Here is a 23,603-nt window from a genome sequence, read left to right as displayed (position 1 = left end):
AATATTTTTGTAGTTAACTGAAGTGAACATCAATAGTAATTCTCTATTTATTCGGGAAGGGATAAGAATTATCGGGATGTTTTAAAGGGCTTTTTTTATGTATTACCGAAACCAGCTGACTTTTAAATTGTTTAAGAGTATGGTTTTTATGATAAAATCGATTAAAAAAAAATATTGGGTTAAATCTCTCTTACTGTTTTGTACAATCATTATTTCTGTTGTTTCATTTGCCGAAACCATCGATTTAATTTATGCAGATCCGATTCCTGATAAAGAATTTAAAAGTAAAAACAGTACATGTATTGTTCAGGATGATAAAGGATTTGTTTGGATTGGAACCAACGACGGACTTTATTGCTTAAGGGGCGACAATTTGGCGCGATACCTCTCAGGAGGTAATGATAGCACAAGTTTATACGATAACCGTATTCAGGATTTGTTTGTCGATAAGTCAGGAAAGCTTTGGATTATATCCATAGATGGCTTATGTACGTACAACCCGTGTTTCGATAACTTTAACCGTATTATCAGCTCGTTTGAATTGGGTGATGGCGAATTTCGTCAAATTTCAGCTATACAACAGGATCAGACGAACAATATTTATATCTCTGTTACCAATTCAATTTACCGAATCGATAAGGAGCAAAATACACTCGAGCTTGTTTTCCACAATCCCGATTTCTGGATAACTGACTTTCTTTTCGATGAAAACAATAATATATGGATTTCATCGAATAACGGAGGATTGACCTATTTTGACATCACTGAACGCACATCGGAAAGATTTCTTTCAGATGCCACAGATAAAACGAGCCTGAGCAATAATCATATCTTTGATATTTCTTTAGTAGATAATTCAAAACTCTGGATTGCAACTTATGGTGGTGGTGTTAATTTACTGGATACTAAAACCCGGGAAATTAAAAGATATACCACTGGGGATAATTATTCTGATTATGTGGTTTTCATCTATGCCGATCGCAATAATACTATTTGGATTTGTGATTTAAAAGGTATGCGGAGATACGATAAAGAATCAGATACTTTTGTGCGGATACAAAGCGTTAATACCGCCGGAGACCTTGTTAAAGAATTTCCTTCCCGGGTGCTTCAGGACAAGCAGGGGAATTACTGGACCGTTAATAGCCCCGGTGGTATTGGTTTAAGATATCAATCGAAAGGAATAAGCATATATGATGAAAATCCGGGGAAATTCTGGCATACGATTAATAACAATACTTTGACAATTGCTTTTAATGATAATAACGTTTGTTGGATTGGAAATGCGAATGATGGTATTGATGTTTTTGATTTTAAAAACAAACGTCACCGGGTTTATCATTCTGACCTGAATGATCCCGGGAGTTTGGGACGAGGCGCAGTTTGCTGCTTATATAACGACAGCCAAAACAGAATGTGGGTGGGGACCAACCTCGGAGGCCTGCAGTGTTACGACCCGGTGAACGACAAGTTTATTACTTATGTGCATGATCCGCAGGATTCATTGTCGATTTCGAATAACGATATCAGGGGAATACAGGAGGATGCTGATGGTAATTTCTGGGTGATTACGCACGGAAAAGGAATTGATTATTTTAATTATAAGGAACAAAAATTTTATAATTACAACGTTGCAGAAAACGGATTATCGAATGACTGGCCTTTTCAGCTATTGCTTGATTCGGATGAAAATCTTTGGGTAGCATCGCCCAGTGGTGTGAGTGTATTGAAAAAAGGTGAAAAGAAATTCACATGCTATTATCATGTGCCGGAATATTCGTATACCATTCCCAGCGATTATATAAATTGTTTGTTTCAGGATTCAAAAAAACGAATCTGGATTGGCACATTCTCGGGATTGTGCAGATACATACCTGATGGTGATAATTTTCATCGGGTTGATCCCGGATTTCCTGCGCATAACATTTGTTCTGTTGAAGAAGACCGGAACGGAAATTTGTGGGTTAGTTCGGTTACCGGAATTACAGGTTTTAATCCTGAAACAGAACAATTAATTGTCAACCTTGATGAAGCTGACGGACTTCCCTCTGGAATATTTAAAGCCGGAAGTAGTGCAAAAAGTGCAAATAACGTGCTGTTTTTTGGAGGCGATAAGGGAATAGCGAGTTTTAATCCTGAAAAACTAAAACTAAATACCGGGGTGCCGGATGTATTTATCAGTGGAATTTTTCTTCAGAATAAGAAAGTTGAAAAATTCGGGCCAGATGAAATTCTTCCAAAGAGCCCGCTTTGTGCCGACAATATTAATTTAAAATACAACCAAAATTCCGTTGGTTTTGAATATACTTCCACCAACTATGTCGATCATGCCAATAATAAGTATAAATACAAACTTGAAGGTATTGATGAAGACTGGATTGAAACGAATCATTCGCATGTAAACTATAATTACCTGCCACACGGTAAATATGTGTTCAGGGTTATTGCGGCAAATAACGATGGAATATGGAACAACACAGGAGCATCGATGAAAGTAATTATTCAACCTCCTTTATGGTTGGAATGGTGGTTTATTGCAAGCTTTATCGTATTTCTTGGATTGCTGGTTGTTGTAATTTTCAGATACCGGGTTGCTAAACTTAAAGCAGAAAAAGAAAAGCTGGAAACCCTGGTAGAAGAAAGAACCAAAGTTTTAAACGATAAAAACCGTTTACTTGAGCTCCAGAAGGAGAAACTCCATGTACGAAATTCGTTGCTAAAACAACAAAAACAGCAAATTGAAACCCAGGCAAATAAAATTACCGAGGTGGCTGAAAACCTCTCGTTGTTAAATGCTGAACTTACAACCGCGAATACTACAAAAGACAAGCTTTTCTCCATAATTGCACACGATCTCATCAATCCGTTTAATGCAATTTTAGGTTTCTCGGAAGTGTTAAATAAAGGATACAAAAACATGGATGAAGAGAATCGGGTGGAGATAATAAAGCATATACACGAGTCGTCGCGCAACGCATTTGATTTGCTGAACAGCTTGTTACACTGGGCCCGAAGTCAGGACAAAAAAATTGAGTTTAACCCGGAGAATTTAACTATTGCTGAAATCTTTTCAAATGTAATGGTTGAAGTTTCGGCAACGGCATTAAAAAAGCAGATAAATGTTGAAAGCAAACTCGAGAATAAGGATCTGGCAATATATTTCGACAGGAATATTATCCGGCTTATTTTGCGAAACCTGTTGATGAATGCCATAAAATTTAGCAACAACGAAAGTAGTATATTTATTAATGCGGTTCAAACAGAGGCGGATACAGTGCTGTTCTCTGTAAAAGACTTTGGTGTGGGAATGAACGCTGATTATGCATCAACTATTTTCAGTGACGACATGAATATTGATGTGACAGTAGGCACAAATGGCGAGAAAGGTGTTGGCCTCGGACTATCGTTATGCAAAGAGTTTGTAACCAGCCATAACGGTAAAATCTGGGTGGAAAGCGAACCTGGAAAAGGCAGTACCTTCTTTTTCACTATTCCGGGGAAACAGTAAAATTCAAGCTCACAATTCCTGTCTGCAATTAATTACCAAAAACGTAAATAATGGAAAGTTGTTGCTGTTGATCGAGTGTATCCCAATCAACAACATGCATCGACAGGTTGAATTTTCCCTTTATTTTTTCGTGATTAATAAAATACCAGATGAAATCGGTGCGCCAGTAATCATCGGCCTGGTAGTAGGGATCGCCATACATAAACTTATGTCCGCCGCCCATATTCAGCACCGATTTTATTCCAAGGTTTTTGTAACTACCGGCTAACTCTGCAAACAGTGTGGTCGAAACATCATAACCATCAGTTATACCACGTTCACGGTAAGTTGAGTTCAGAATTCCTGCCTTAAAGTGTCCTTGCATGGCTGAATTTTCCGTGGTGCGAATACCTCCCTGCAGTGCAAATCCCATAAAATCTTCAATATGTAACGGCGGATCGTTATTCAGCGTGTGGGCATTATGAAACATCAAGAGGTAATTCTGAAAAAACAGGTTTTTATGGAAGATCTCGCCCGAGAATCCGGCCATAAACTGTTCGCGTTGTGTTTCGGTTTGGCGGCCAACCCAGTCAACAAAACCATTCTGATGGCCCCAGTTCCAGCTGATTTTTCCATACAGTCCTTCAATATTCGGTCGGTAGTACTGTAAAGTATCAGTTAGCATAGCCAGCGGAAAATCAATTTTATCGCGGCGCGGAAAGGCTCCAAACGCAAATTCTTTGCCTTCACCCTCAAACTGGTAATACAAGGTTAATTTTGGTTTTTGTGCATCCAAATCGCTGCCAAACTCCAGCAAGTGGCTCAATCCTCCGCGTAATTGATGGTTGTCGATATTAACACCCACTTCAAAGGCACCGCGGCTGCCCATAATGGTTTGCGGATAGGCATAAGGCTGCGAAAATTCGCGGTTATCGCCAATGCCTTCAAATAATAATTGGTATTTAAATTCCTGTGCGTGGGCTAAAAATCCCATTAATGTCAGTAGTGCGAGTAGCGTTTTTTTCATGCTGAAATGTTTGTTTGCGAATGTAATAAAACCTTTATCAAATGGTAAATTGCAAAACTGTAAAATTGAATAATTGTTAAACTGCTAAATTGTTAAATTGAGACTGGAAACTGTGACTGCGAGCTGATTTTAGTCGCACAAAATATAGTTGTCTTTGCGTGGATTAATAACCAATACCGGCAATTTTCCTGCTGCTTTTATCACCTTTCTTTCGGGCAAGCCAATCAGCAAATCCAGTGGAGTAATATTCGAACTGCCCAAAATTACCAGCAAGTTACAATCCGACGCCAGAGCCAGCTCCAGTGCTTCAAAAACATTGCGTAAACTCGATCGGCTTCCTTTAAAACGTTTGTGCACGATCTTGAATTTTTCGTACAGTCTCCGTGTCATTTCCGTATTTTTCATCACATTTTGTTTGGCTTCCTGTGTTTTGTCGTTTGCCGAGATGGTAACGATCTGCGCAGCATTAAACCGGCCGAAATAAGAGCACCAGAGCGAACTGTCACTAATTTCTTTACGCAGGTCAATAGGTTGCAGCAGATGGTTGTAATCCATAATTTTCGACTCGGGATGAACGAACAAAAATGGTATTGAAGTTTCGGTAAGTGCCGTTGAATAGTTTTTTAAATTAAGCGAGTTTAATACCATTATTATCGCTTCATAATCTTCGGCAAGCAAATCGGGAAGTTGTGTCTGACTTTCGGATAACAAAAGTGTGGAAATTTTTTGTGTTGGTACTTCCTGTTTTACAATAGCCGCATAATTCTGCAGTTTTTGCTTAAACGCTTGGTGTTGCTTTTTTTGTTTTAACTGGTAATTATAAAGTAAACAAAGCTCTTTTTTGAAAATAGCTGCCAGTTTCAATCCATGAACGATTAGTCCCTGGTCCGAATCTTTTAGCTCGGTAACCACAACTATTTTCTGCTCTTTGCTATTGGTCATAGACGTTTTTCAGGTAAAAATAAGGTTTTAAGCCATGCTTTTATTTGATGTTGAAAAAAATCAGGAAAGGTTAACATGGATTTACCTACTTTTATGCTGCTAAAGCACGAACTATGATTAACGAAAAATTGCTCAGGCCCAACAGTATTGTAGTTGTTGGGGCGTCGAATAATATTGCAAAGCCCGGTGGAAAGATCATTAAAAACCTGTTGGATCATCATTTTGCCGGCGATCTGTTTGCTATCAATCCCAACGAATCAAAAATTCAGGGAATTCCGGCCTTCCCCGATGTGGCGGAGCTCCCGGAGGTAGATTTGGCTATTTTGGCCATTCCTGCAAAATATTGTTTGCAAACCATTACCGATCTGGCAGAGCAAAATAACACCAAAGCTTTTATCATTGTTTCGGCCGGATTTGGCGAAACCAGTGAAGCCGGCAAAGAAATCGAGCAGCAAATTGTAAAAGTGGTAGAGGAGCACGACGCTTGTTTAATCGGGCCAAACTGTATTGGTGTGATGACACCCTGGCATGCCAGTGTTTTTACAACGCCTATTCCGGAGCTTACTTCCGAAGGTTGCGATTTTATTTCCGGATCGGGAGCTACCGCTGTATTTATTATGGAATCGGGAATCCCGAAAGGCTTACGTTTTGCCAGTGTTTTCTCGGTGGGGAACAGCGCACAAATTGGAGTTGAAGATGTTTTGGCTTACCTCGATGAGCACTACATTGATGGTGAAAGCCCGCGCGTAAAGTTGCTTTATATCGAGAATATTAACGATCCGGATAAGTTGCTTTATCATGCTACTTCATTGATAAAAAAAGGTTGCCGCATTGCTGCCATAAAAGCCGGAAGTTCGTCGGCCGGAAGTCGTGCAGCATCGTCGCATACCGGGGCGCTTACCAGTTCCGATGCCGCGGTGGAAGCACTGTTCCGTAAAGCCGGAATTGTGCGTTGCTATGGCCGTGAGGAGCTAACAACAGTTGCCAGCGTGTTTATGTGCAAAGAACTTCAGGGAGATAAGCTGGCGATTATCACACACGCAGGAGGCCCGGGAGTAATGCTTACCGATGCCCTGGAAGATGGTGGATTAAAAATACCTGAGATCGCCGAATCGGATGCAAAAACAGCTTTACTGCAAAAGTTATTTCCCGGATCGTCGGTAGAAAATCCCATCGATTTTCTGGCGACAGGAACCGCTGAACAATTGGGGCACATAATCGATGCCTGCGAGAATGATTTCGAAGTTAACGGAATGGCCGTGATTTTTGGAAGCCCCGGATTATTCCCGATTGGCGATGTTTACGATGTGCTTTCCGAAAAAATGAAGGTTTGTAAAAAACCGATTTATCCGATTCTGCCATCCATTATAAATGTAAAAGATGAGGTTGCCCATTTTTTGTCGCGGGGAAATGTAAACTTCCCCGACGAAGTGTTGCTGGGGCGTGCACTAACAAAAGTTATGAATACGCCACAGCCCGTTGCCGAAACAGAAGATGCACAGGAGGTTGATCCGGAGGCGGTTAAAGCTGTAATTGCCGAAACTGAAAATGGTTACCAGCCGCCGGAAGTAATTCATAAACTGTTTGATTTGGCAGGCATTCCGCGGGTAAAAGAGATGGTGGCCAAATCAGAATCGGAAGCAGTATTGGCGGCAATGAACATTGGTTTTCCGGTGGTGATGAAAGTAGTTGGCCCGGTGCACAAAACCGAGGTTGGCGGCGTAATACTGAATGTGCGGAATGTTACCCAGGTACGCAAAGAGTTTCATCACCTGTTTCAGATTGAAGGAACAGAAGGCGTTTTAATTGCCCAGATGGCTGCTGGTAATGAACTGTTTTTGGGAGCTACCTACGAAGAAACCTTTGGGCACGTTGTTTTGTGCGGAATGGGTGGTATTTACGTGGAGGTGATGAAAGATGTGGCTTCGGGTCTGGCGCCGTTAACACACAGCGAAGCACGCTCGATGGTTTCCAGTCTGAAATCGTATAAAATACTAAAAGGTTTTCGTAAACAGGAAGGTGTAAACATCGATAAGTATGTGGATATTATTGTGCGCTTGTCGTGGTTACTGCGTTTTGCCACCGAGATAAAAGAAATTGATATTAATCCGTTGTTGGGTAACGAACAGGAAATCTTGGCTGTTGACGCCCGAATCCGGATAGAACATTAAAAAAACGGCTGTAATGAACAAAAAGTCACGAAGATTAAGACTCAAAATTTTAGTGTTCTTCGTGACCTGGTGGTCTAAAAAGCTTATCAAAGTGGCTGGTAACGTCATTTTGTCGGTCAATTTTATTCGAATGCAGAAGTTCAGCGCACAAATTGGTCAGATATTTCTAATTTGGCGTATTCAAAACACGGAATATGCTTAAACATGTGGCTTTAAACGGCGATGATCTGGCGATGGATTCGGCATTTATGAAACAACTTTTGAAAGGGGAGTGCTCAGAGCATTTCCCCGAACTAACAGGAAAAAGGGGGGTGTTGTTTTCAAATACAACGCTGGCGAAGTTTATCGAGGAAGAATTCAGACACGATAATTTCGAGCTGACCAGAAGCTTTGGGCGCAGCATACGTACCTTGTCAAGCGGAGAGCAAAAAAAGGCGCTGCTGGAAGTTCTGATGGCCAAACAACCCGATTTTATTATTCTCGACAATCCTTTTGATGCGCTGGATGTGGCTTCGGTAAAGCAGTTAAAAGTGCGCCTGGAAAGTATTGCCAACGAAATGACAGTGATACAGGTGTTTAAACGAAAATCGGACCTGTTGCCGTTTATTAAACATGCCATGCGTGTGGATAAGGGTAAGGTGGTTTTTGCCGATGGAATAGAACAATACCTTAAAAAGTTTGAGCCGGAAAAGGAGATACACTTTTCTGTAGAAATTCCGGGGCCTTTACACGAGCAAAATTTGAGCTACAATGAGTTGATAAAGCTAAGTGATGTTTCGGTTAGATACCGGGAACGACAAATCCTGAATAATATCAACTGGACGATTAAACCCGGAGAATTTTGGCAATTAAAGGGCCCCAACGGATCGGGGAAAACCACCATTTTAACCATGATAAGCGGCGATAATCCAAAAGCTTTCGGGCAGAACATTGAATTGTTTGGCCGCCGAAAAGGAACAGGCGAAAGTGTTTGGGAGATCAAACAGAAGATCGGGTATTTTACACCATCGATGATGGAGCTGTTTAAACGCCGCCACACCGCCGAACAAATGGTGATTTCCGGTTTTCACGATTCAATTGGATTGTACCACCGGCCGAGCGAAATACAAAAACATGTAGCCAACGAGTGGCTAAAAGTGCTGGGACTGGCCGACAAGGGTAACCGGGCTTTTGTCGATCTTTCGCAGGTGCATCGCCGAATGGTGCTGATTGCCCGTGCCATGATTAAACATCCGCCACTGCTGATTCTCGACGAGCCATCAACCGGACTGGACGATAAAAGTGCAGCACTGCTTTCGGCACTAATCAATAAAATTGCGGCAGAAAGCCAAACAGCAATTCTTTATGTTTCGCACCGTACAGAGCCTGATTTAAAACCCGCGTTTGTTTTTGAGCTGAAACCGGGAGAAAACGGTTCGGTGGGAGAGGTGGTGGGTTAAAGAAAGTTCTTGTGCTTGATGGAACTTTTTGCGATTTTGAAAATCACGGGCCCATCGGGAGTTTTAAGAACTTAGCTTTTTTTTGCAATAAGCGAATACACCAATGGAAATTTATTCTCCAGCCCTTTAATTTTATATTTCCCTTTTTCAACCTCAACTAAATTTTCGAGGCAATCGTAGGGCGAATAGTTGTATTCTTTAAAGTGGGTAAGCGTAAGGCCTGCTTTTATCAGCGAATCGATTACCGTGCTCAGGCCGTGGTTCCAGCACACCGACTTTGCCTTAATTGGCGCATCTTTATTGGTATAGGTGCCTTCCAGTTCTTCAACAATTGCTTCCGATTCCATGTAGTCGAACTCCACCCGTTTAAAATCGTAGCTAAACATCCAAACAATCGGATGAAACTCAACAAAAACCAATTGTCCTCCGGGTTTTAAGAAATGCTCAATAAGGTTTGCCCACTTTTTCATAGTGGGAAGCCAGCCAATAACGCCGTACGAGGTATAAACGATGTCAAATTTTTCATCCAGCACTTCGGGCAATTTGTAAACATCGCATTGAATAAACCGTGTATCGGTACCGACCTGTTTATTTAACTGCCGGGCTTTTTCAATGGCTTTTCCCGAAAAATCAACTCCGGTTGCCAATGCACCGTGTCGTGCCAGCGAAATGGTATCCTGCCCAAAATGGCATTGCAGGTGCAGGATGCTTTTCCCTTCGATATTTCCCAGTAATCCAAGTTCAATTGAATTTAATGAATCCTTTCCTTTTACAAAGGTATCCACATCGTAAAACTCCGATTTAAAATGAATGTCGGTTTTCTCGTCCCACAATTTTTTATTGATGTTGATGTAATCCATAATACGTCAAATTTTATAGAAGGCTAATATAACCAGAAATTATAAGCCTGTGGATAAGGACATGCTGGATACTGGATACTGGATACTGGTCACTCAAAAATTGTAACGATTCTCCTGGTTGCTATCTTTTTTTTACCCGTTTTTTCCGAAACGTCATCCTCCACAGGAAAAATCCGCTGATGATTACCAGCATAAAGCAAATACCCGCCAGTGGCACAAACAAAATATAGAAACTACCCACCAGATGTTCAAAGATGCGGCCTGTATGAATTTCAAGCGCCAAATTCCATAACGACATGGGCGATGCTCTACGCATTTCATCGGGCATGGCAACCATGGTTGCGGGGTGGTTTTGTTCATTTAGCGCTATGGCTCCCCTGCTATAGTCGAACCACCAGGCATTGTCGCCCAGCTGTGCAAAACCGGCAACATTATTGGCCCCAATGGGGCGTGCCATTCCTTCGGGGCGGAGGTAAGGTTTACCGGTAAACAAGTCGGCTGTTCTGCCGTTATTCGAATTCCAGATAAACATACCGCTGAATGATCCTACTAACAAATGATTGTTGTCAATTGCTTCCAGTACATTGCAGCCCATAACACTTACCGGTGGCTGAGCTGGTGCCGGAACGAGTTTTTCGCTCAGGTATTCGTCGGCAAAGTAAAACCCGTCGGCAGTGGAAAAAATGTAACGTCGGTTGGCAGCATCCCAGTGAATGCGTCGTAGTTTATCGAACCACGGATTTGGACTGTCGAGGTGCGTACCGGGAATTATACCTACCTGCTTATTGGCAATTGCAATTAAAAAAGGCGGCCGCAGGTGCATCCCCGAAAAAGTGTTGATGAGCAGAAACAAGGCAAAAACATAACCCACAACATTGTGCCAGTTCAGGTTTTGCTTTTTTGTCCTCACCAACCTCTCAACCGATACAGTTTCATTTTTAGAAATCTTCTGATTTCGCTTACCCCCTCGAGGGGGCAGGGGGTGATTGGGTTTTTCTGTTCGCGACTGAATTTTCTTCTTCCTGCGTTTTATCCATTGCGGAAAGATAAAATGCAGCAGTCCGGTTACTGAAAGCAGAATGGTTACCAGCCCCAGTAAATCGACAAACAGTTTTCCTGCCAAACCAAAAAGTTCTCCGCTGTGTAATTCCCAAAAGGTATTAAATAATCCCGCTTTTCGCTGGTAGTTTACCGGCTCCGGTAATTGTATTTTTCTGAAGTTTTGCCCATCGGTACTTTCCAGCAAATAATGCCGCGTAAGCACCAGCAATTTATTGTCTTTTATTTCCAGGTCGGCAATGCGTTCTTTATTTACCGGAATTTCCTGTTTTTGCCAGAAGCCGCCTGTTTTGCTTCGTTTGTATAAGCCCAGTTGTGTTCCGGCAAATAGCTCATTATTAAACTGAATGATGGAATATATCTTCCGGTTGTCTATTCCTTTCGGAAATCCCTGGTTAAAATCTTCCAACTTTTGAACATCGTTATCAGTCTTCCAAACGCCGATATTTCCATAAATTAAATGGGTTTTTTCCAGCTGAACAGAACCACGAACCGCTGCCAGGTTCCAGTTTTTGTACTTGTAATTTTGGGGTAGTAAGTTTCTGGAAACATCAAAACCGGAAAATAGTTGCCGGTGGTTCATTACAATTCCTGATGTTGCAAAGAGAATGGCAATGAAAGCAATAATTATTGCCGGCCATTTATGTAGTTTTTTAAATGTCTTTATCCAATTTTTTCGGGCCATGCGGTAGTTTTTGTTGCGCAAATATGTTTAACATTTGTAATTTGTTTTGTAACAAATGGTACAAACGAGGGGGAATGGCAGAGTGCCGTTTTGCAGATTAAAATTAACGTGCCGGCTAATTTATATTGATTATAAGGACAAAACATGACAATCCTAATTGCATAAAAACCTCAAATTAATACTTTTGTTGACTTCGTAAAATAAACCAAAATGCAAAAAAATCTATTTTTAGGAGTCGAAGCCATTGGTCAGGGAGCTATTGATGGTGGAATATCAGGGGTTTATGCCTATCCCGGAACTCCTTCAACCGAAATAACCGAGTTTATTCAGGAGAATGAACTTGCCATCGAAAAAGGTATTCGCAGCAAGTGGTCGGCCAACGAAAAAACAGCTTACGAAGCTGCTTTGGGTATGTCGTACGCCGGCAAACGTACCATGGTTTGTATGAAACATGTAGGTTTAAATGTAGCTGCCGATGCATTCATTAACTCTGCAATTACCGGAATAAACGGTGGGTTGATCATTACTGTTGCCGACGATCCGTCGATGCACTCGTCGCAAAACGAGCAGGATTCCCGTTTCTACGGCAAGTTTGCCATGATACCCATTCTGGAGCCCAGCAACCAGCAGGAAGCTTACGACATGGTTCGCGAAGGATTTGAGCTGTCTGAAAAACTGGAAGTTCCGGTAATGGTGCGTATTACAACCCGTTTGGCGCATTCGCGTGCCGGAGTAATTCGCAGTGAGGTGCTGGCCGAGAACGATATGGTTTTACCAACTGATCCAAGTCAGTTTGTCTTGCTGCCGGCCATTGCCCGAAGAAGATACAAAGGTTTGCTTGAAAAACAGGAGCTGTTTGAGAAGACCGCTAAAAAATCGAAATACAACGAATACATCAAAGGCGAAGACAAAAGCTTTGGAATTATTGCCTGTGGTATTGCATACAATTACCTGAAGGAAAATTATCCGAAAGACGACTGTTCTTATACCATACTGAAACTTTCGCAATACCCGGTTCCGCAGAAGTTTTTGGATAAAATGGCCAAACGTTGCGAAGAGGTGTTGGTGTTGGAAGAAGGTTATCCGGTTGTTGAAGAGCATGTTAAGGCAGCCTTTAAAAAGGATGTTCAGGTATCGGGCCGATTAAGTGGTGCTTTGCCACGCGATGGGGAATTGAATGCCGACCTGGTTGCAAAAGCATTGGGAAAAGAAACACAACTTGGAGCCGATGTTCCTGAACTGGTGGTCAATCGTCCGCCGGCACTGTGCCAGGGATGCGGCCATCAGGATATGTACAAAGCATTAAATGAAGCGCTTGATAAATACACTAAAGGACGCGTATTTTCCGATATCGGTTGTTATACGCTGGGTGCTTTGCCGCCGTACAAAAGTATTTACTCGTGTGTTGACATGGGCGCTTCGGTAACCATGGCAAAAGGGGCTGCCGATGCCGGATTAATACCGGCTGTGGCGGTTATTGGCGATTCAACTTTCACGCACTCGGGAATTACCGGTTTGTTGGATGCTGTTAACGATGAGGCAAATATTGTAGTGGTTATTTCCGATAACGAATCGGTGTCGATGACCGGAGGACAGGATTCTTCGGCACTCGGAAAAATTGAAAGCATTTGTGCCGGAGTTGGTGTTGATCCAAACCATATTCGCGTGTTAACACCGCTGAAAAAATACCACGAACTAATGGTGCAGACTTTCGAAGAAGAAATTGCTTACGGAGGTGTTTCAGTAATTGTTTTCCGCAGAGAGTGTATTCAGGCAGCGGCAAAACGATTGCGCAAGGAGAAGAAAATGAAAGATAATCCCAATAAATAAGTAGAAATGAAAACAGATATTATATTAGCCGGAGTTGGCGGACAGGGAATTCTTTCCATTGCATCCATTATTGGAGATGCAGCTATTAACGAGAATTTGTTTTTAAAACAGGCCGAAACGCACGGAATGAGCCAGCGCGGTGGGGCAGTGCAGTCGCACCTGCGTATTTCCGACAGCGAAATTGCTGCCGATTTGATCCCGATGGGAAAAGCCGATTTGATTTTGTCGGTGGAACCGATGGAAGCCTTGCGTTACCTGCCATTTCTTTCGCCCGAAGGTTATGTGGTAACCAACACCACGCCTTTTATCAACATCCCGAATTACCCGGATGTGGAGGCTGTTTTGGCAGAAATAAAAAAACAACCACGTTTTGTGGCTATCGACGCCGATAAAATTGCGGCTGAAATTGGTAACAAACGCGCATCGAATGTGGTAATGCTCGGGGCAGCTACTCCTTTCCTGAATATTGAGCCGGAAAAAATTGAAGCCGGAATTGCACATATTTTCAGTAGAAAAGGTGAAGCCGTAGTAGAAATGAACCGAAAAGCTTTTAAAGCCGGTTTGGATTTTGCAATGGCAAACAAATAGAATATTCATAACCATCAATAACAAACCCATTCCTGACTTTAGTTCGAGAATGGGTTTTTTTATGAATAATACTTGTTCGTGTCTTTTTATTCATGTTAACTAACTCCGGCATTTATGCCGGAGGAAAAAGAATAGAGAAAGAATGGGGCTTTAGCCCTTAATCTTATGGAAACCATATTAATCCATGAATTCTTTGAATTCTTCATCCCACGATTTTATGGAATGATGCTTTTCCTGGTTTTTTATGTATTCACGAACAGAATTGATTTGAGATTCACTGACCGATACTGCAAAATATTCATCCGACCATTCGAATTTCCCGGGACACAAATTATTTTTATTAATCCAAAATGACGATTCGCCTTTTAGTAGTTGAATTGATTTTGAAAGCTTTTGGTCAGCATTTAATGATAAAATACAATGGATATGTTCTTGGTGCCCGTTAATAAAATCAAGGTAAATCCCTTTTTCTTTGGCGTTTGCTTTAATGTGGTTAATAATGACATCTTTGTTTGTTTGGTTCAAAAAAGGAATTCTTTTTTTTGTTCCCCAAACGCAATGTATCCAGATTCTTATGTAGGCCATAATTTGGATGGTTGAGGGCTAAAGCCCGGGTTAAAAGTTGTGGTCAATCCCCGACATAAATGTCGGGGTTAGTCAAAATTAAGTCTTTTATGCTCGAATACCAATTCTATTAAACCAATGGCAATAAAGACTTGGTGAATGATAGCTTTTTTATGTGTAGTTTGAAATCAAAATAAATAAGCCCTTTTTATATTCAAATTGTAAGTACAACCTTGGGCAGGGCTGTAAAATTGCTAATTTTGAGCCTTGTGTTTAAGAGTGCTACATATTATTTCTTATTAGATTACTTCTGTTATTACCCGAAGGGCTGATTCGCTGACTTCGGGTGTACAATCATTTTTCAATCAACAAAAACAACAACCATTTTCATAATGAAAAAATATTTATCACTAACGGCTATTTTGTGTCTGATTGCCATTTTTGTCACGGCACAGGACAACAACAAAGTTTCGGCAAAAAAATCATCGATCGAACTTTACGGTTTTATCCGAAGCGAGTTTTATTACGATTCGTACAAAGGAATTAACGCCGCGCAGGACAATTTTTATCTTTTCCCGAGTTACAAGGGACTGGATGCTGAAGGGAAGCACATCAATCAGCAAGGAATTGGTGGTTTTACCGCTATGGCAACCCGTTTTGGTTTTAACATCACCGGCCCTGAAATTTTAGGGGCGAAAACATCAGCCAATTTCGAAACCGATTTTTCCGGAATTGTAAGCGAGTACCCGGAGGTGTTGCGTTTGCGAAAGGCATATGTAAAACTCGATTGGGAAAAATCATCGTTACTCATCGGACAAACCTGGCATCCCTTATGGAATGGCAGCGGTGCCTTTTTTCCGCAGGTTGGTGGGTTGAATACCGGTAGTCCTTACAATCCGTTTAACCGTTCGCCACAAATCGATTTCGATTATAAATTGGGTGCTAAAACCTCGCTCTCGTTAACAGCGCTTTACGAGCAACAATATTGTTCGGCCGGATTTTACGATGTGCCGAATACCAACAGCAAGAACCTGGCAAAACGAAATGCCGGAATTCCGGAGTTGGTGGCCGGTTTATATTTCAACGATAATGGTATGAGTTTGGGAATTGCTGGTCAGTTTAATGCTATAAAACCCATCGATGTTACTGAAGGAGCCGCCGGAAAATTTCAGAGCGATGAGCTGAATACCAGTTATGCAGTAATGAGTTACGCAGGTTACAAAAAAGATAAGTGGTTCTTTTTGGTAAAAGAAATGGTGGGCCAGAACCTGTCGAATATGCTGATGATCGGTGGTTACGGTGTAAAAACATACGATGAAAGAACAGGTGGAATGACCTACTCCAATTATACCACGTCATCAACTTTTGTGAATGTGGTTTACGGAACCCAAAATCAACTAGGCCTGTTTGCCGGGTTAACAACTAATTTCGGTACAAAAGATGCCTTATACAATTTCGATGGGGCAGCAAAAACAAAAGGATTAATGCCTACCATGAAACAGGCCTGGCGTATTGCGCCGCATTATGCGTATAACTACAAAAACCTTCGTTTTGTGGCGGAATACGAAATCGATTCGGCCGATTACGGAACCGGAACTTTCGATTTCTCAGACGGACTTTACGATGATACTGTAAACGCCACCAATCATCGGATTCTGTTCATGCTGACCTATAATTTTTAGCGTATGGCAATAGAATTCTGGCAGGAGGAGTTTGAGACTCTGGGGAAGAAAGATTTGCAGAAACTGCAGGTCGATCGATTGAATAAAACAATAGAGAGTGCTTGCAGGTCGCCTTTTTATGGCAATTTGTATAGCAAAAAAAATATAAAACCGGGAGCAATAAAGGCGATATCGCAGATTGCGGAATTGCCGTTTACCACCAAGCAGGATTTACGCGAAAATTTTCCGTACGGCTTTTTAAGTTTGCCGAAAAAGGATATCATCCGTTTGCACAGTTCGAGTGGTACCACCGGAAATCCAACCGTAATTTTTCATAACCGCCACGACCTGAAATCGTGGGCAAACCTGATGGCACGCTCGCTGTTTTGTGCGGGCATTCGCGATACCGATGTTTTTCAGAATATATGCGGTTACGGATTGTTTACCGGCGGATTGGGTTTTCAGTACGGCATTGAAACATTAGGTGCACTAAGTATTCCTGCCGGTGCTGGCAACAGCCTGCGCCAAATAAAACTGATGCGCGATTACGGAACAACAGCAGCACATGCCATTCCCAGTTATTTGGGGCGTTTGTACGAAGTTTTCGAAGCTGAAGGTTTGGATCCGAAAAGAGATACACAGCTAAAAACGCTGGTAATTGGTGCCGAGCCACATACCGATGCGCAACGCAAACGCATTGAAGAAATGTATGGCGTGCGGGCATTTAATTCCTTTGGACTTTCGGAAATGAACGGCCCGGGAGTAGCTTTTGAATGTACACACCAAAATGGCCTGCACATTTGGGAGGATTCATACGTGGTGGAAATCATTGACCCGGAAACACTGCAACCCGTTCCGGACGGTGAATATGGCGAGTTGGTAATGACCACGCTCGACCGCGAAGCCATGCCGCTGATCCGCTACCGTACCCGCGATATCACACGAATTATTCCGGGAGAATGCGAATGTGGACGCACACATCGCCGTATCGATAGGATTACCGGCCGTTCCGACGATATGTTCATCATTAAAGGCTGTAACGTATTCCCGATGCAAATTGAAGGTGTGCTGATGAAAATTCCGGAAGTGGGATCGGATTATATGATCCATTTGGAAACCATGAACGGAGCCGATGAAATGGTGGTGGAAGTAGAAGTGAAATCCGATTGGTTTCAGGGAGATATTAAACGTCTGAATAGTTTGAGCAATACGATCACCCGTCAAATTCGTGATGAAGTATTGGCGAAACCGATTGTAAAACTCGTGGAAGCCGGTTCTATTCCAAAATCAGAAGGAAAAGCAATTCGCGTTACTGATAACCGCAAAAACGGACTTTTAAATTAGTTGACAGTTGCAGTTAGCAGCGAACTGAGTTAGCACGAACTTGAAACTTGAATCTAAAAACTTGAAACTAAAACTATGGCTTACGAAGTATCAATATTTCTGGAAAATAAGATCGGTCATTTCGAACGGATAACCAAAGTGCTGAAAGAAGCTGAAATCAACATCCGGTCGATGGCCATAAACGATACCGCAAACGGTTGGGGAATTCTGAACCTGATTGTAAACGATCCTATAAAGGCAAAAGAAGCGCTTGCCGAAAAGGGTGTGTCGGTGGCGCTGCGCAAAGTAATTGCACTTGAAATGCGCGATGAAGCCGGTGGCCTCGACGATCTGCTAATGGAAGTGGCAAAGGCCGAAGTGAATTTCGATAATGCCATTGGCCGTGTGATTACCGAAAAACAAAAAGCTATTCTGATATTAAATGTTGATGATTATGCCGAATCGATAAAAAAACTGGAACAACAAGGCGTAAAAATCATCGATGACCAAACCGTTTACGGAACCAGTTAACAAAAAATACTCAACCAAAAAACTAAAAAACTTATGCTTGGAATCAATGATCCCGGGGTAATTCTCGGTTACCTTTTAGCTGTGGTAGGTTTAATTGCCTGTGTGGTTTACGGGGCATTAAACTGGAATAAAGGAATGGAAACCAGTACCGAAGAAATTCAGCGCGACCTGGATTGGGAAGAAAAAGACGAACATTTAAAAGAAGAAATTTAAACAACTGCTATGAACACATTTACGCTGGGCCTGGTAGTTGTTATCTACCTGTTAGTAATTGCTTACCTCGGATACCGGGGCTACAGCCAAACAAAATCGGCAAAAGATTATTTGCTTGCCGGACGCGATATTCACCCTTTTGTGATGGCCATGTCGTATGGCGCAACATTTATTTCAACCTCGGCCATTATTGGTTTTGGCGGAATTGCTGGAGTTTACGGAATGGGCCTGATCTGGCTGACTGCACTGAACATTATTATAGGTGTGTTTATCGCTTTTCTGTTTTTTGGGCGTGTTACCCGAAAAATGGGGCATAACCTCGATGCACATACTTTCCCCGAATTTCTGGGCAACCGCTTTCAATCGAAAAAGATACAGGTTATCAGTGGTGCGGTAATTTTTATTTCCATGCCGCTTTATGCTGCCGTGGTATTAATTGGTGGCGCACGTTTTATCGAAAGTATTTTTGAAATCGATTTCTCGCTCGCTTTAACCTTTTTCTCCATAATTATTGCGGCCTACGTAATTGCCGGAGGTTTAAAAGGGGTAATGTACACCGACGCACTGCAGGGAAGTATCATGTTTCTGAGTTTGTTTTTCCTGTTGATTGTTACTTACCAGAAATTGGGAGGAGTTAGTGCAGCTCATCAAGCACTTACCAATATGGTCGATTTGGTGCCCGAAAACCTAAAAGCTGCCGGCCATGAAGGTTGGACTGCTTTCCCGAAAATGAATTCGGCCTGGTGGTGGACCATAACCACCAATATTATTCTTGGTGTTGGTGTTGGCGTTTTGGCACAACCACAACTTATTGTGCGTTTTATGACCGTAAAAAGTAACCGCGAACTAAACCGTGCCGTGCTTATTGGTGGAATATTTATTTTTGTGGCAACCGGCTTTATTTACACTGTTGGTGCGCTTAGCAATGTTTATTTTTATAAGGAAACAAGCCAGTTGGCAATTCAGTTTGCGCAGGGAAATGTCGATCTGATAATCCCGGAATACATTAGTGCAGCTATGCCCGAGTGGTTTGTCTACCTTTTTATGCTGGCACTGCTGTCGGCCGGAATGTCAACCTTAAGTTCGCAGTTTCATGCCATGGGAACATCGTTGGGGCGCGATTTTATCGAAAATATCTTTCCAAAAAAGCAATTCAATTCCATGCTACTGTCGAAAATTTCCATCATCGTAGCTATTATAATCAGTATTATAATTGGCTATAAATTGCCCGGAAGTATTATTGCCCGCGGAACGGCTATTTTCTTTGGTATTTGCGCTGCTGCTTTTCTTCCGGTGTATTTTGCCGCTTTATACTGGAAACGGGTAACAAAAACAGCTGCTTTATGGAGTATTTTGTCGGGATTGGCAGCCAGTGTTTTTGCCCTGGCGTTCATGCACGCAAAAGAATCGGAACCGCTGGGAATTTGTCAGGCACTGTTTGGCAAACCAACGCTGGCAACCGAGTTCCCATGGATGATCATCGACCCGATAGTAATTGCCTTGCCGGTATCGATTGCGGTTCTTATTGCCGTTTCTTTGTTTACGCAAAAAACATCCGACGAGCACCTGGCCGCCTGTTATCATGAAATAAAATAGTGGTACAGGTTTTGAACGAATTGAAAATATAGTTTTCGTTGGCGTATGTTTACCCAAGAAACTTTAATTTTACGAAAACCATGTTGAATAAACTAAAAAACTACAATTATGGCATTTGAAATATCTGTTTTTCTCGAGAACAAAATCACCCATTTTGAGGCGATTACCGCACTGTTGAACAAAAATGGAATCAACATTCGTACGCTTACTTTAAACGATATGTCACACGGGTGGGGCGTATTAAGTATGTTGGTCGATCGGCCCGAAGAGGCGTATAAAATTCTTTCCGACAATGGAAATTCCGTGTCGATGAAAGAGGTGATTGCGCTTGAAATGAAAGACGAAGCCGGTGGGCTTGATGAAATTCTGGTGAAAATAGCACGTACCGGAATTCATATAGAAAGTGCCTATACACGCCTTATTGCCGAGAAGAATCTTGCTGTGCTGCTGCTTGAAGTGCCCGATGTTTTGGAGGCCGTTCGCCGTTTGGAAATCAACCATGTAAAAATTTTGGATGACAAAGTGGTTTACGGTAAATAACAGTTGCAGAAATGCCCGATTGTAGTTCTAAAAACAACATGTAAAACCAAAGATCAACAAATTTTATGATTTGGAATGAAAAGATAGAATGCGCCTCTCGCGATGAGATGGCTGCAGTTCAAAGCGAACGATTAAAGCAAACCGTTCAGCGCATTTACCACAATATACCCAGCTACCGGGCAAAAATGCAGGAAATTGGCATGCTGCCCGACGATGTGCGCTCGGTTGAGGATTTAAAAAAACTGCCCTTTACCAATAAAACCGATTTACGCGATAATTACCCCTTCGGTATGTTTACCGTGCCCATGAGCGAAATTGTACGCGTTCATGCCAGTTCGGGTACCACCGGAAAACCAACAGTTGTTGGCTATACCCGCAACGACCTGAATATGTGGGCCGAAGTTGTTACCCGATCGTTGTGCATGGCCGGCGTAACACGTAACGACATTGTACAGGTGGCTTACGGTTACGGACTGTTTACCGGCGGTTTGGGCTTGCACTACGGAACCGAAAACCTTGGTGCAACAGTAATTCCTATTTCGGGTGGAAACACCAAAAAGCAAATTCAACTGATGCAGGATTTTGGCTCGTCGGTTATTGCCTGTACGCCATCGTATGCATTGTTTTTAGCCGAGGTAATGGCCGAAATGGGTATCGCGCCGGAAGCGTTGAAACTGCGCGTGGGAATTTTTGGTGCCGAGCCATGGAGCGAAAGCATGCGCAAAGAAATTGAAGCCAAACTGAAACTAAGAGCTATCGATATTTACGGATTAAGCGAAGTGATCGGTCCAGGCGTATCATGCGAGTGCGAACACCAGTCGGGAATGCACGTAAACGAAGATCATTTTATTCCAGAAATTCTTGATCCCGAAACACTGCAACCTGTTGCACCGGGCGAAGTGGGAGAGTTGGTGTTTTCAACCATAACAAAAGAAGGTATTCCAATTTTGCGCTACCGTACGCGCGACCTAACCCGGTTGATCTACGATAAATGCGAGTGCGGACGTACATTGGTGCGCATGGAAAAATGCAAGGGCCGGTCGGATGATATGCTGATCATTCGCGGGGTGAACGTATTCCCGTCGCAAATTGAAAGTGTGCTGCTTGAAATGAGCGAAACCGAACCACACTACTTACTGATTGTGGAGCGCGAAGGAACACTCGATGTGCTGAAACTAATGGTTGAAGTGCAGGAGCAGTTCTTCTCCGACGAAATTCGCGAACTGGAGAAACTGAAAAAGAAAATTACCCATAATATTCAGAGTACCTTAGGAATTTCGGTTGATGTAAAACTGGTGGAACCTAAGACTATTGAACGTACTGCAGGAAAAGCAAAACGTGTAATCGATAACCGTAAAATCTAAAGTCATGATTATTAAACAAGTATCTGTTTTTTTAGAGAATAAGTCAGGGCGATTGAACGAAGTAACAAAAATACTGGCGGATGCCGAAATAAACCTGTCGGCGTTTACCATTGCCGATACGTCTGATTTTGGAATTCTGCGGATGATTGTTTCCGATCCGGATAAGGCATGTACAGTATTAAAAGAGAATGAGTTTTCGGTAAAAACCACCGATGTTGTTTTGGCCAAAACACCAAACAAGCCGGGTAGTTTGAGCAAGCTGCTCGATATTTTGCAACAGGAGGAAGTGTTTATCGAATACATGTACGCTTTTTCGATGCAGGATGAAGGAGCGGTTACAGTAATTCGCCCAACGCGTGTTGAGCGCTGTGTAGAAATGCTGCAGAAACATAAAACCGAATTGATTCGGGCTGACGAACTTTACCAATTCTAATCGCAACCCGATAAGAAAATATAAAAGCGGATTTCCGAAAGGGAATCTCCTTTTCTTGTGTTTAGCAGTTTTAAAACCCAAAGATGTTATTTCACGCTGATGACGCTGATGACGCTGATTTTCGTTCAGCTACTTGGGGTTTAAGTTTTTTCTGCGTAAATCTGCGAGATCTGCGTGATACATTTCAGTGTTAAAAGAAAACGAGTTTTCGGTAAAATCCACTAATGGTGTTTGGCAAAAACAACAAACAAACCTGGTAGTTCGGAAGGGGATTCGTTCTTTTGTGTTTTGCTTTTTTATAACCTAAAAATTGCACGGTTTTGTTATTTCACGCTGATGACGCAGATTCACGCTGATTTTGTTCAGCCATTTGGGGCTTAAGTTTTTTTCTGCGTAAATCTGCGAGATCTGCGTGACATATTATTTTCTTGCGGAAATAAGGTCTGATTCAAGCTAAATTAATAATCATTGCAACTGAACGAAATCATTATTGTAAATTAGAGGATCAAAAAAACAATAAAAAATGGAAGTACTTGGAATTGATTTTGGTGGGTCGGGGATTAAAGGAGCAATTGTAGAGACCAAAACCGGCGAGCTGGTTACTGAACGGCACCGCATAGAAACCCCGCAACCTGCAACTCCTGATGCTGTGGCGGAAGTAATGGCCCAGCTTACCGAGCATTTTAACTGGAAAGGCAAGGTTGGTGTTGGTGTTCCTGCCGTGGTAAAAAACGGTGTGATGTTAACCGCTGCAAATATCGATAATAGTTGGATTGGGCAGCACGTGAACAAACAACTATCGGACAAAACAGGCTGCGAAGTGGAGTGCGTGAATGATGCCGATGCTGCCGGAATTGCCGAGATTCATTTTGGCGCCGGAGCCAAAGAAAAGGGAACGGTGTTTTTACTTACAGTTGGCACGGGTATCGGAACAGTAATTTTTATCAATAAGCACCTGGTTCCGAACCTTGAATTGGGGCACCTCGAATTTAAAGGCAAAACTATTGAACGCTATTCGGCCGATTCGGTGCGCAAAAGAAAAGACCTGTCGTGGGAAGAATGGGGCAAACGTTTTAACAAAGCCCTGGATTATTACGATAAAATGTTTAATCCAAACCTGTTTATTATTGGTGGGGGAGTAAGCAAAAAAATGGACAAGTTTGAAGAATACATTAAGCTGGATACCCCTGTAGTACCGGCCGAAATGGAAAACAACGCCGGAATTATCGGTGCGGCTTTAAATATGGTTTATAAGTAATTGCCGTTTTGTTATTCGGAGTGAACAGTTCT

At 42.2% G+C, this 23,603-nt stretch carries 19 protein-coding genes; 14 read left to right on the top strand and 5 right to left on the bottom strand.

What is annotated here, in order from left to right; translation table 11 throughout:
* The first annotated feature begins 97 nt into the window (after positions 1-97).
* Positions 98-3,508, top strand: a complete 3,411-nt coding sequence (locus tag BMW53_RS00570; protein WP_038561501.1) for a sensor histidine kinase — start codon at positions 98-100, stop codon at positions 3,506-3,508.
* A 28-nt stretch (positions 3,509-3,536) separates the two neighbouring features.
* On the opposite strand, the gene BMW53_RS00565 is transcribed toward BMW53_RS00570, so the two are convergent.
* Both BMW53_RS00565 and BMW53_RS00560 read right to left on the bottom strand, forming a co-directional pair.
* On the bottom strand, positions 3,537-4,514 hold the full coding sequence (locus BMW53_RS00565; protein WP_038561504.1) for a lipid A deacylase: 978 nt from the start codon (positions 4,512-4,514) through the stop codon (positions 3,537-3,539).
* Between the two features lie 129 nt (positions 4,515-4,643).
* The gene (locus BMW53_RS00560) at positions 4,644-5,456 is read right to left on the bottom strand and encodes a hypothetical protein (protein WP_038561506.1); all 813 of its coding nucleotides are present in this window, start codon (positions 5,454-5,456) and stop codon (positions 4,644-4,646) included.
* 113 nt (positions 5,457-5,569) lie between these two features.
* Between BMW53_RS00560 and BMW53_RS00555 the strand changes: the two genes are divergently transcribed.
* Positions 5,570-7,627, top strand: a complete 2,058-nt coding sequence (locus BMW53_RS00555; protein WP_038561508.1) for an acetate--CoA ligase family protein — start codon at positions 5,570-5,572, stop codon at positions 7,625-7,627.
* A gap of 194 nt (positions 7,628-7,821) precedes the next feature.
* A complete protein-coding gene (locus tag BMW53_RS00545; RefSeq protein ID WP_038561513.1) occupies positions 7,822-9,066 on the top strand; it encodes an ATP-binding cassette domain-containing protein in 1,245 nt (414 codons plus the stop codon).
* 71 nt (positions 9,067-9,137) lie between these two features.
* On the opposite strand, the gene BMW53_RS00540 is transcribed toward BMW53_RS00545, so the two are convergent.
* A complete protein-coding gene (locus tag BMW53_RS00540; RefSeq protein ID WP_038561516.1) occupies positions 9,138-9,926 on the bottom strand; it encodes a class I SAM-dependent methyltransferase in 789 nt (262 codons plus the stop codon).
* A gap of 121 nt (positions 9,927-10,047) precedes the next feature.
* Positions 10,048-11,670, bottom strand: coding sequence for a PepSY-associated TM helix domain-containing protein (locus BMW53_RS00535; RefSeq protein ID WP_139177982.1), 1,623 nt, complete (start codon positions 11,668-11,670; stop codon positions 10,048-10,050).
* Between the two features lie 210 nt (positions 11,671-11,880).
* Here BMW53_RS00535 and BMW53_RS00530 point away from each other — a divergent pair, with 210 nt between their 5' ends.
* Together BMW53_RS00530 and BMW53_RS20715 are read left to right on the top strand one after the other, a co-directional pair.
* Positions 11,881-13,500, top strand: a complete 1,620-nt coding sequence (locus BMW53_RS00530; protein WP_038561520.1) for a thiamine pyrophosphate-dependent enzyme — start codon at positions 11,881-11,883, stop codon at positions 13,498-13,500.
* 6 nt (positions 13,501-13,506) lie between these two features.
* Positions 13,507-14,088: an indolepyruvate oxidoreductase subunit beta gene (locus BMW53_RS20715; RefSeq protein ID WP_038561523.1), complete on the top strand. Its 582-nt coding sequence runs from the start codon at positions 13,507-13,509 to the stop codon at positions 14,086-14,088.
* A gap of 177 nt (positions 14,089-14,265) precedes the next feature.
* Here BMW53_RS20715 and tnpA read toward each other — a convergent pair whose 3' ends face one another.
* The gene (gene tnpA / locus BMW53_RS00520; protein WP_038561526.1) at positions 14,266-14,673 is read right to left on the bottom strand and encodes an IS200/IS605 family transposase; all 408 of its coding nucleotides are present in this window, start codon (positions 14,671-14,673) and stop codon (positions 14,266-14,268) included.
* Positions 14,674-15,044: 371 nt separating this feature from the next.
* Between tnpA and BMW53_RS00515 the strand changes: the two genes are divergently transcribed.
* From BMW53_RS00515 to ppgK, 9 genes are all read left to right on the top strand, one after another.
* Positions 15,045-16,334 (top strand): DcaP family trimeric outer membrane transporter, encoded by a 1,290-nt coding sequence (locus tag BMW53_RS00515; RefSeq protein ID WP_038561529.1) that lies wholly within the window; start codon positions 15,045-15,047, stop codon positions 16,332-16,334.
* 3 nt (positions 16,335-16,337) lie between these two features.
* Positions 16,338-17,657, top strand: coding sequence for a phenylacetate--CoA ligase family protein (locus BMW53_RS00510; protein ID WP_038561532.1), 1,320 nt, complete (start codon positions 16,338-16,340; stop codon positions 17,655-17,657).
* Between the two features lie 75 nt (positions 17,658-17,732).
* Positions 17,733-18,167, top strand: a complete 435-nt coding sequence (locus BMW53_RS00505; RefSeq protein ID WP_038561535.1) for an ACT domain-containing protein — start codon at positions 17,733-17,735, stop codon at positions 18,165-18,167.
* Between the two features lie 33 nt (positions 18,168-18,200).
* Complete coding sequence (locus BMW53_RS00500) at positions 18,201-18,380, top strand: symporter small accessory protein (RefSeq protein WP_038561538.1); 180 nt, start codon at positions 18,201-18,203, stop codon at positions 18,378-18,380.
* A gap of 9 nt (positions 18,381-18,389) precedes the next feature.
* Complete coding sequence (locus BMW53_RS00495; RefSeq protein ID WP_038561541.1) at positions 18,390-19,976, top strand: sodium:solute symporter family protein; 1,587 nt, start codon at positions 18,390-18,392, stop codon at positions 19,974-19,976.
* A gap of 108 nt (positions 19,977-20,084) precedes the next feature.
* Positions 20,085-20,516, top strand: coding sequence for an ACT domain-containing protein (locus tag BMW53_RS00490; protein WP_038561544.1), 432 nt, complete (start codon positions 20,085-20,087; stop codon positions 20,514-20,516).
* A gap of 65 nt (positions 20,517-20,581) precedes the next feature.
* The gene (locus BMW53_RS00485) at positions 20,582-21,880 is read left to right on the top strand and encodes a phenylacetate--CoA ligase family protein (protein ID WP_038561547.1); all 1,299 of its coding nucleotides are present in this window, start codon (positions 20,582-20,584) and stop codon (positions 21,878-21,880) included.
* 4 nt (positions 21,881-21,884) lie between these two features.
* Positions 21,885-22,313 carry an ACT domain-containing protein gene (locus tag BMW53_RS00480; protein WP_038561550.1) on the top strand — a complete coding sequence of 143 codons (429 nt, stop codon included), beginning with the start codon at positions 21,885-21,887 and terminating at the stop codon, positions 22,311-22,313.
* 523 nt (positions 22,314-22,836) lie between these two features.
* Entirely contained in the window at positions 22,837-23,571 is a 735-nt protein-coding gene (gene ppgK, locus BMW53_RS00475; RefSeq protein ID WP_038561553.1) for a polyphosphate--glucose phosphotransferase, read from the top strand.
* The last annotated feature ends 32 nt before the right edge of the window (positions 23,572-23,603 follow it).

Origin of the sequence: Draconibacterium orientale (assembly GCF_900111425.1) — a bacterium.
GTDB classification, from domain to species: Bacteria; Bacteroidota; Bacteroidia; order Bacteroidales; family Prolixibacteraceae; genus Draconibacterium; species Draconibacterium orientale.
The sequence above is the reverse complement of the archived record's forward strand: the minus strand, read 5'-3'. Positions and strand labels throughout refer to the sequence as shown.

Bases quoted from the DNA above. Each gene is read 5' to 3' on its own strand.
- BMW53_RS00535 (WP_139177982.1), bottom strand. From the start codon at position 11,670: ATGGCCCGAAAAAATTGGATAAAGACATTTAAAAAACTACATAAATGG.
- BMW53_RS00540 (WP_038561516.1), bottom strand. From the start codon at position 9,926: ATGGATTACATCAACATCAATAAAAAATTGTGGGACGAGAAAACCGAC.
- BMW53_RS00545 (WP_038561513.1), top strand. From the start codon at position 7,822: ATGCTTAAACATGTGGCTTTAAACGGCGATGATCTGGCGATGGATTCG.
- BMW53_RS00530 (WP_038561520.1), top strand. From the start codon at position 11,881: ATGCAAAAAAATCTATTTTTAGGAGTCGAAGCCATTGGTCAGGGAGCT.
- BMW53_RS20715 (WP_038561523.1), top strand. From the start codon at position 13,507: ATGAAAACAGATATTATATTAGCCGGAGTTGGCGGACAGGGAATTCTT.
- BMW53_RS00505 (WP_038561535.1), top strand. From the start codon at position 17,733: ATGGCTTACGAAGTATCAATATTTCTGGAAAATAAGATCGGTCATTTC.
- BMW53_RS00570 (WP_038561501.1), top strand. From the start codon at position 98: ATGTATTACCGAAACCAGCTGACTTTTAAATTGTTTAAGAGTATGGTT.
- BMW53_RS00555 (WP_038561508.1), top strand. From the start codon at position 5,570: ATGATTAACGAAAAATTGCTCAGGCCCAACAGTATTGTAGTTGTTGGG.
- BMW53_RS00490 (WP_038561544.1), top strand. From the start codon at position 20,085: ATGGCATTTGAAATATCTGTTTTTCTCGAGAACAAAATCACCCATTTT.
- BMW53_RS00500 (WP_038561538.1), top strand. From the start codon at position 18,201: ATGCTTGGAATCAATGATCCCGGGGTAATTCTCGGTTACCTTTTAGCT.
- BMW53_RS00480 (WP_038561550.1), top strand. From the start codon at position 21,885: ATGATTATTAAACAAGTATCTGTTTTTTTAGAGAATAAGTCAGGGCGA.
- BMW53_RS00515 (WP_038561529.1), top strand. From the start codon at position 15,045: ATGAAAAAATATTTATCACTAACGGCTATTTTGTGTCTGATTGCCATT.
- tnpA (WP_038561526.1), bottom strand. From the start codon at position 14,673: ATGGCCTACATAAGAATCTGGATACATTGCGTTTGGGGAACAAAAAAA.
- BMW53_RS00560 (WP_038561506.1), bottom strand. From the start codon at position 5,456: ATGACCAATAGCAAAGAGCAGAAAATAGTTGTGGTTACCGAGCTAAAA.
- BMW53_RS00510 (WP_038561532.1), top strand. From the start codon at position 16,338: ATGGCAATAGAATTCTGGCAGGAGGAGTTTGAGACTCTGGGGAAGAAA.
- BMW53_RS00565 (WP_038561504.1), bottom strand. From the start codon at position 4,514: ATGAAAAAAACGCTACTCGCACTACTGACATTAATGGGATTTTTAGCC.
- BMW53_RS00485 (WP_038561547.1), top strand. From the start codon at position 20,582: ATGATTTGGAATGAAAAGATAGAATGCGCCTCTCGCGATGAGATGGCT.
- BMW53_RS00495 (WP_038561541.1), top strand. From the start codon at position 18,390: ATGAACACATTTACGCTGGGCCTGGTAGTTGTTATCTACCTGTTAGTA.
- ppgK (WP_038561553.1), top strand. From the start codon at position 22,837: ATGGAAGTACTTGGAATTGATTTTGGTGGGTCGGGGATTAAAGGAGCA.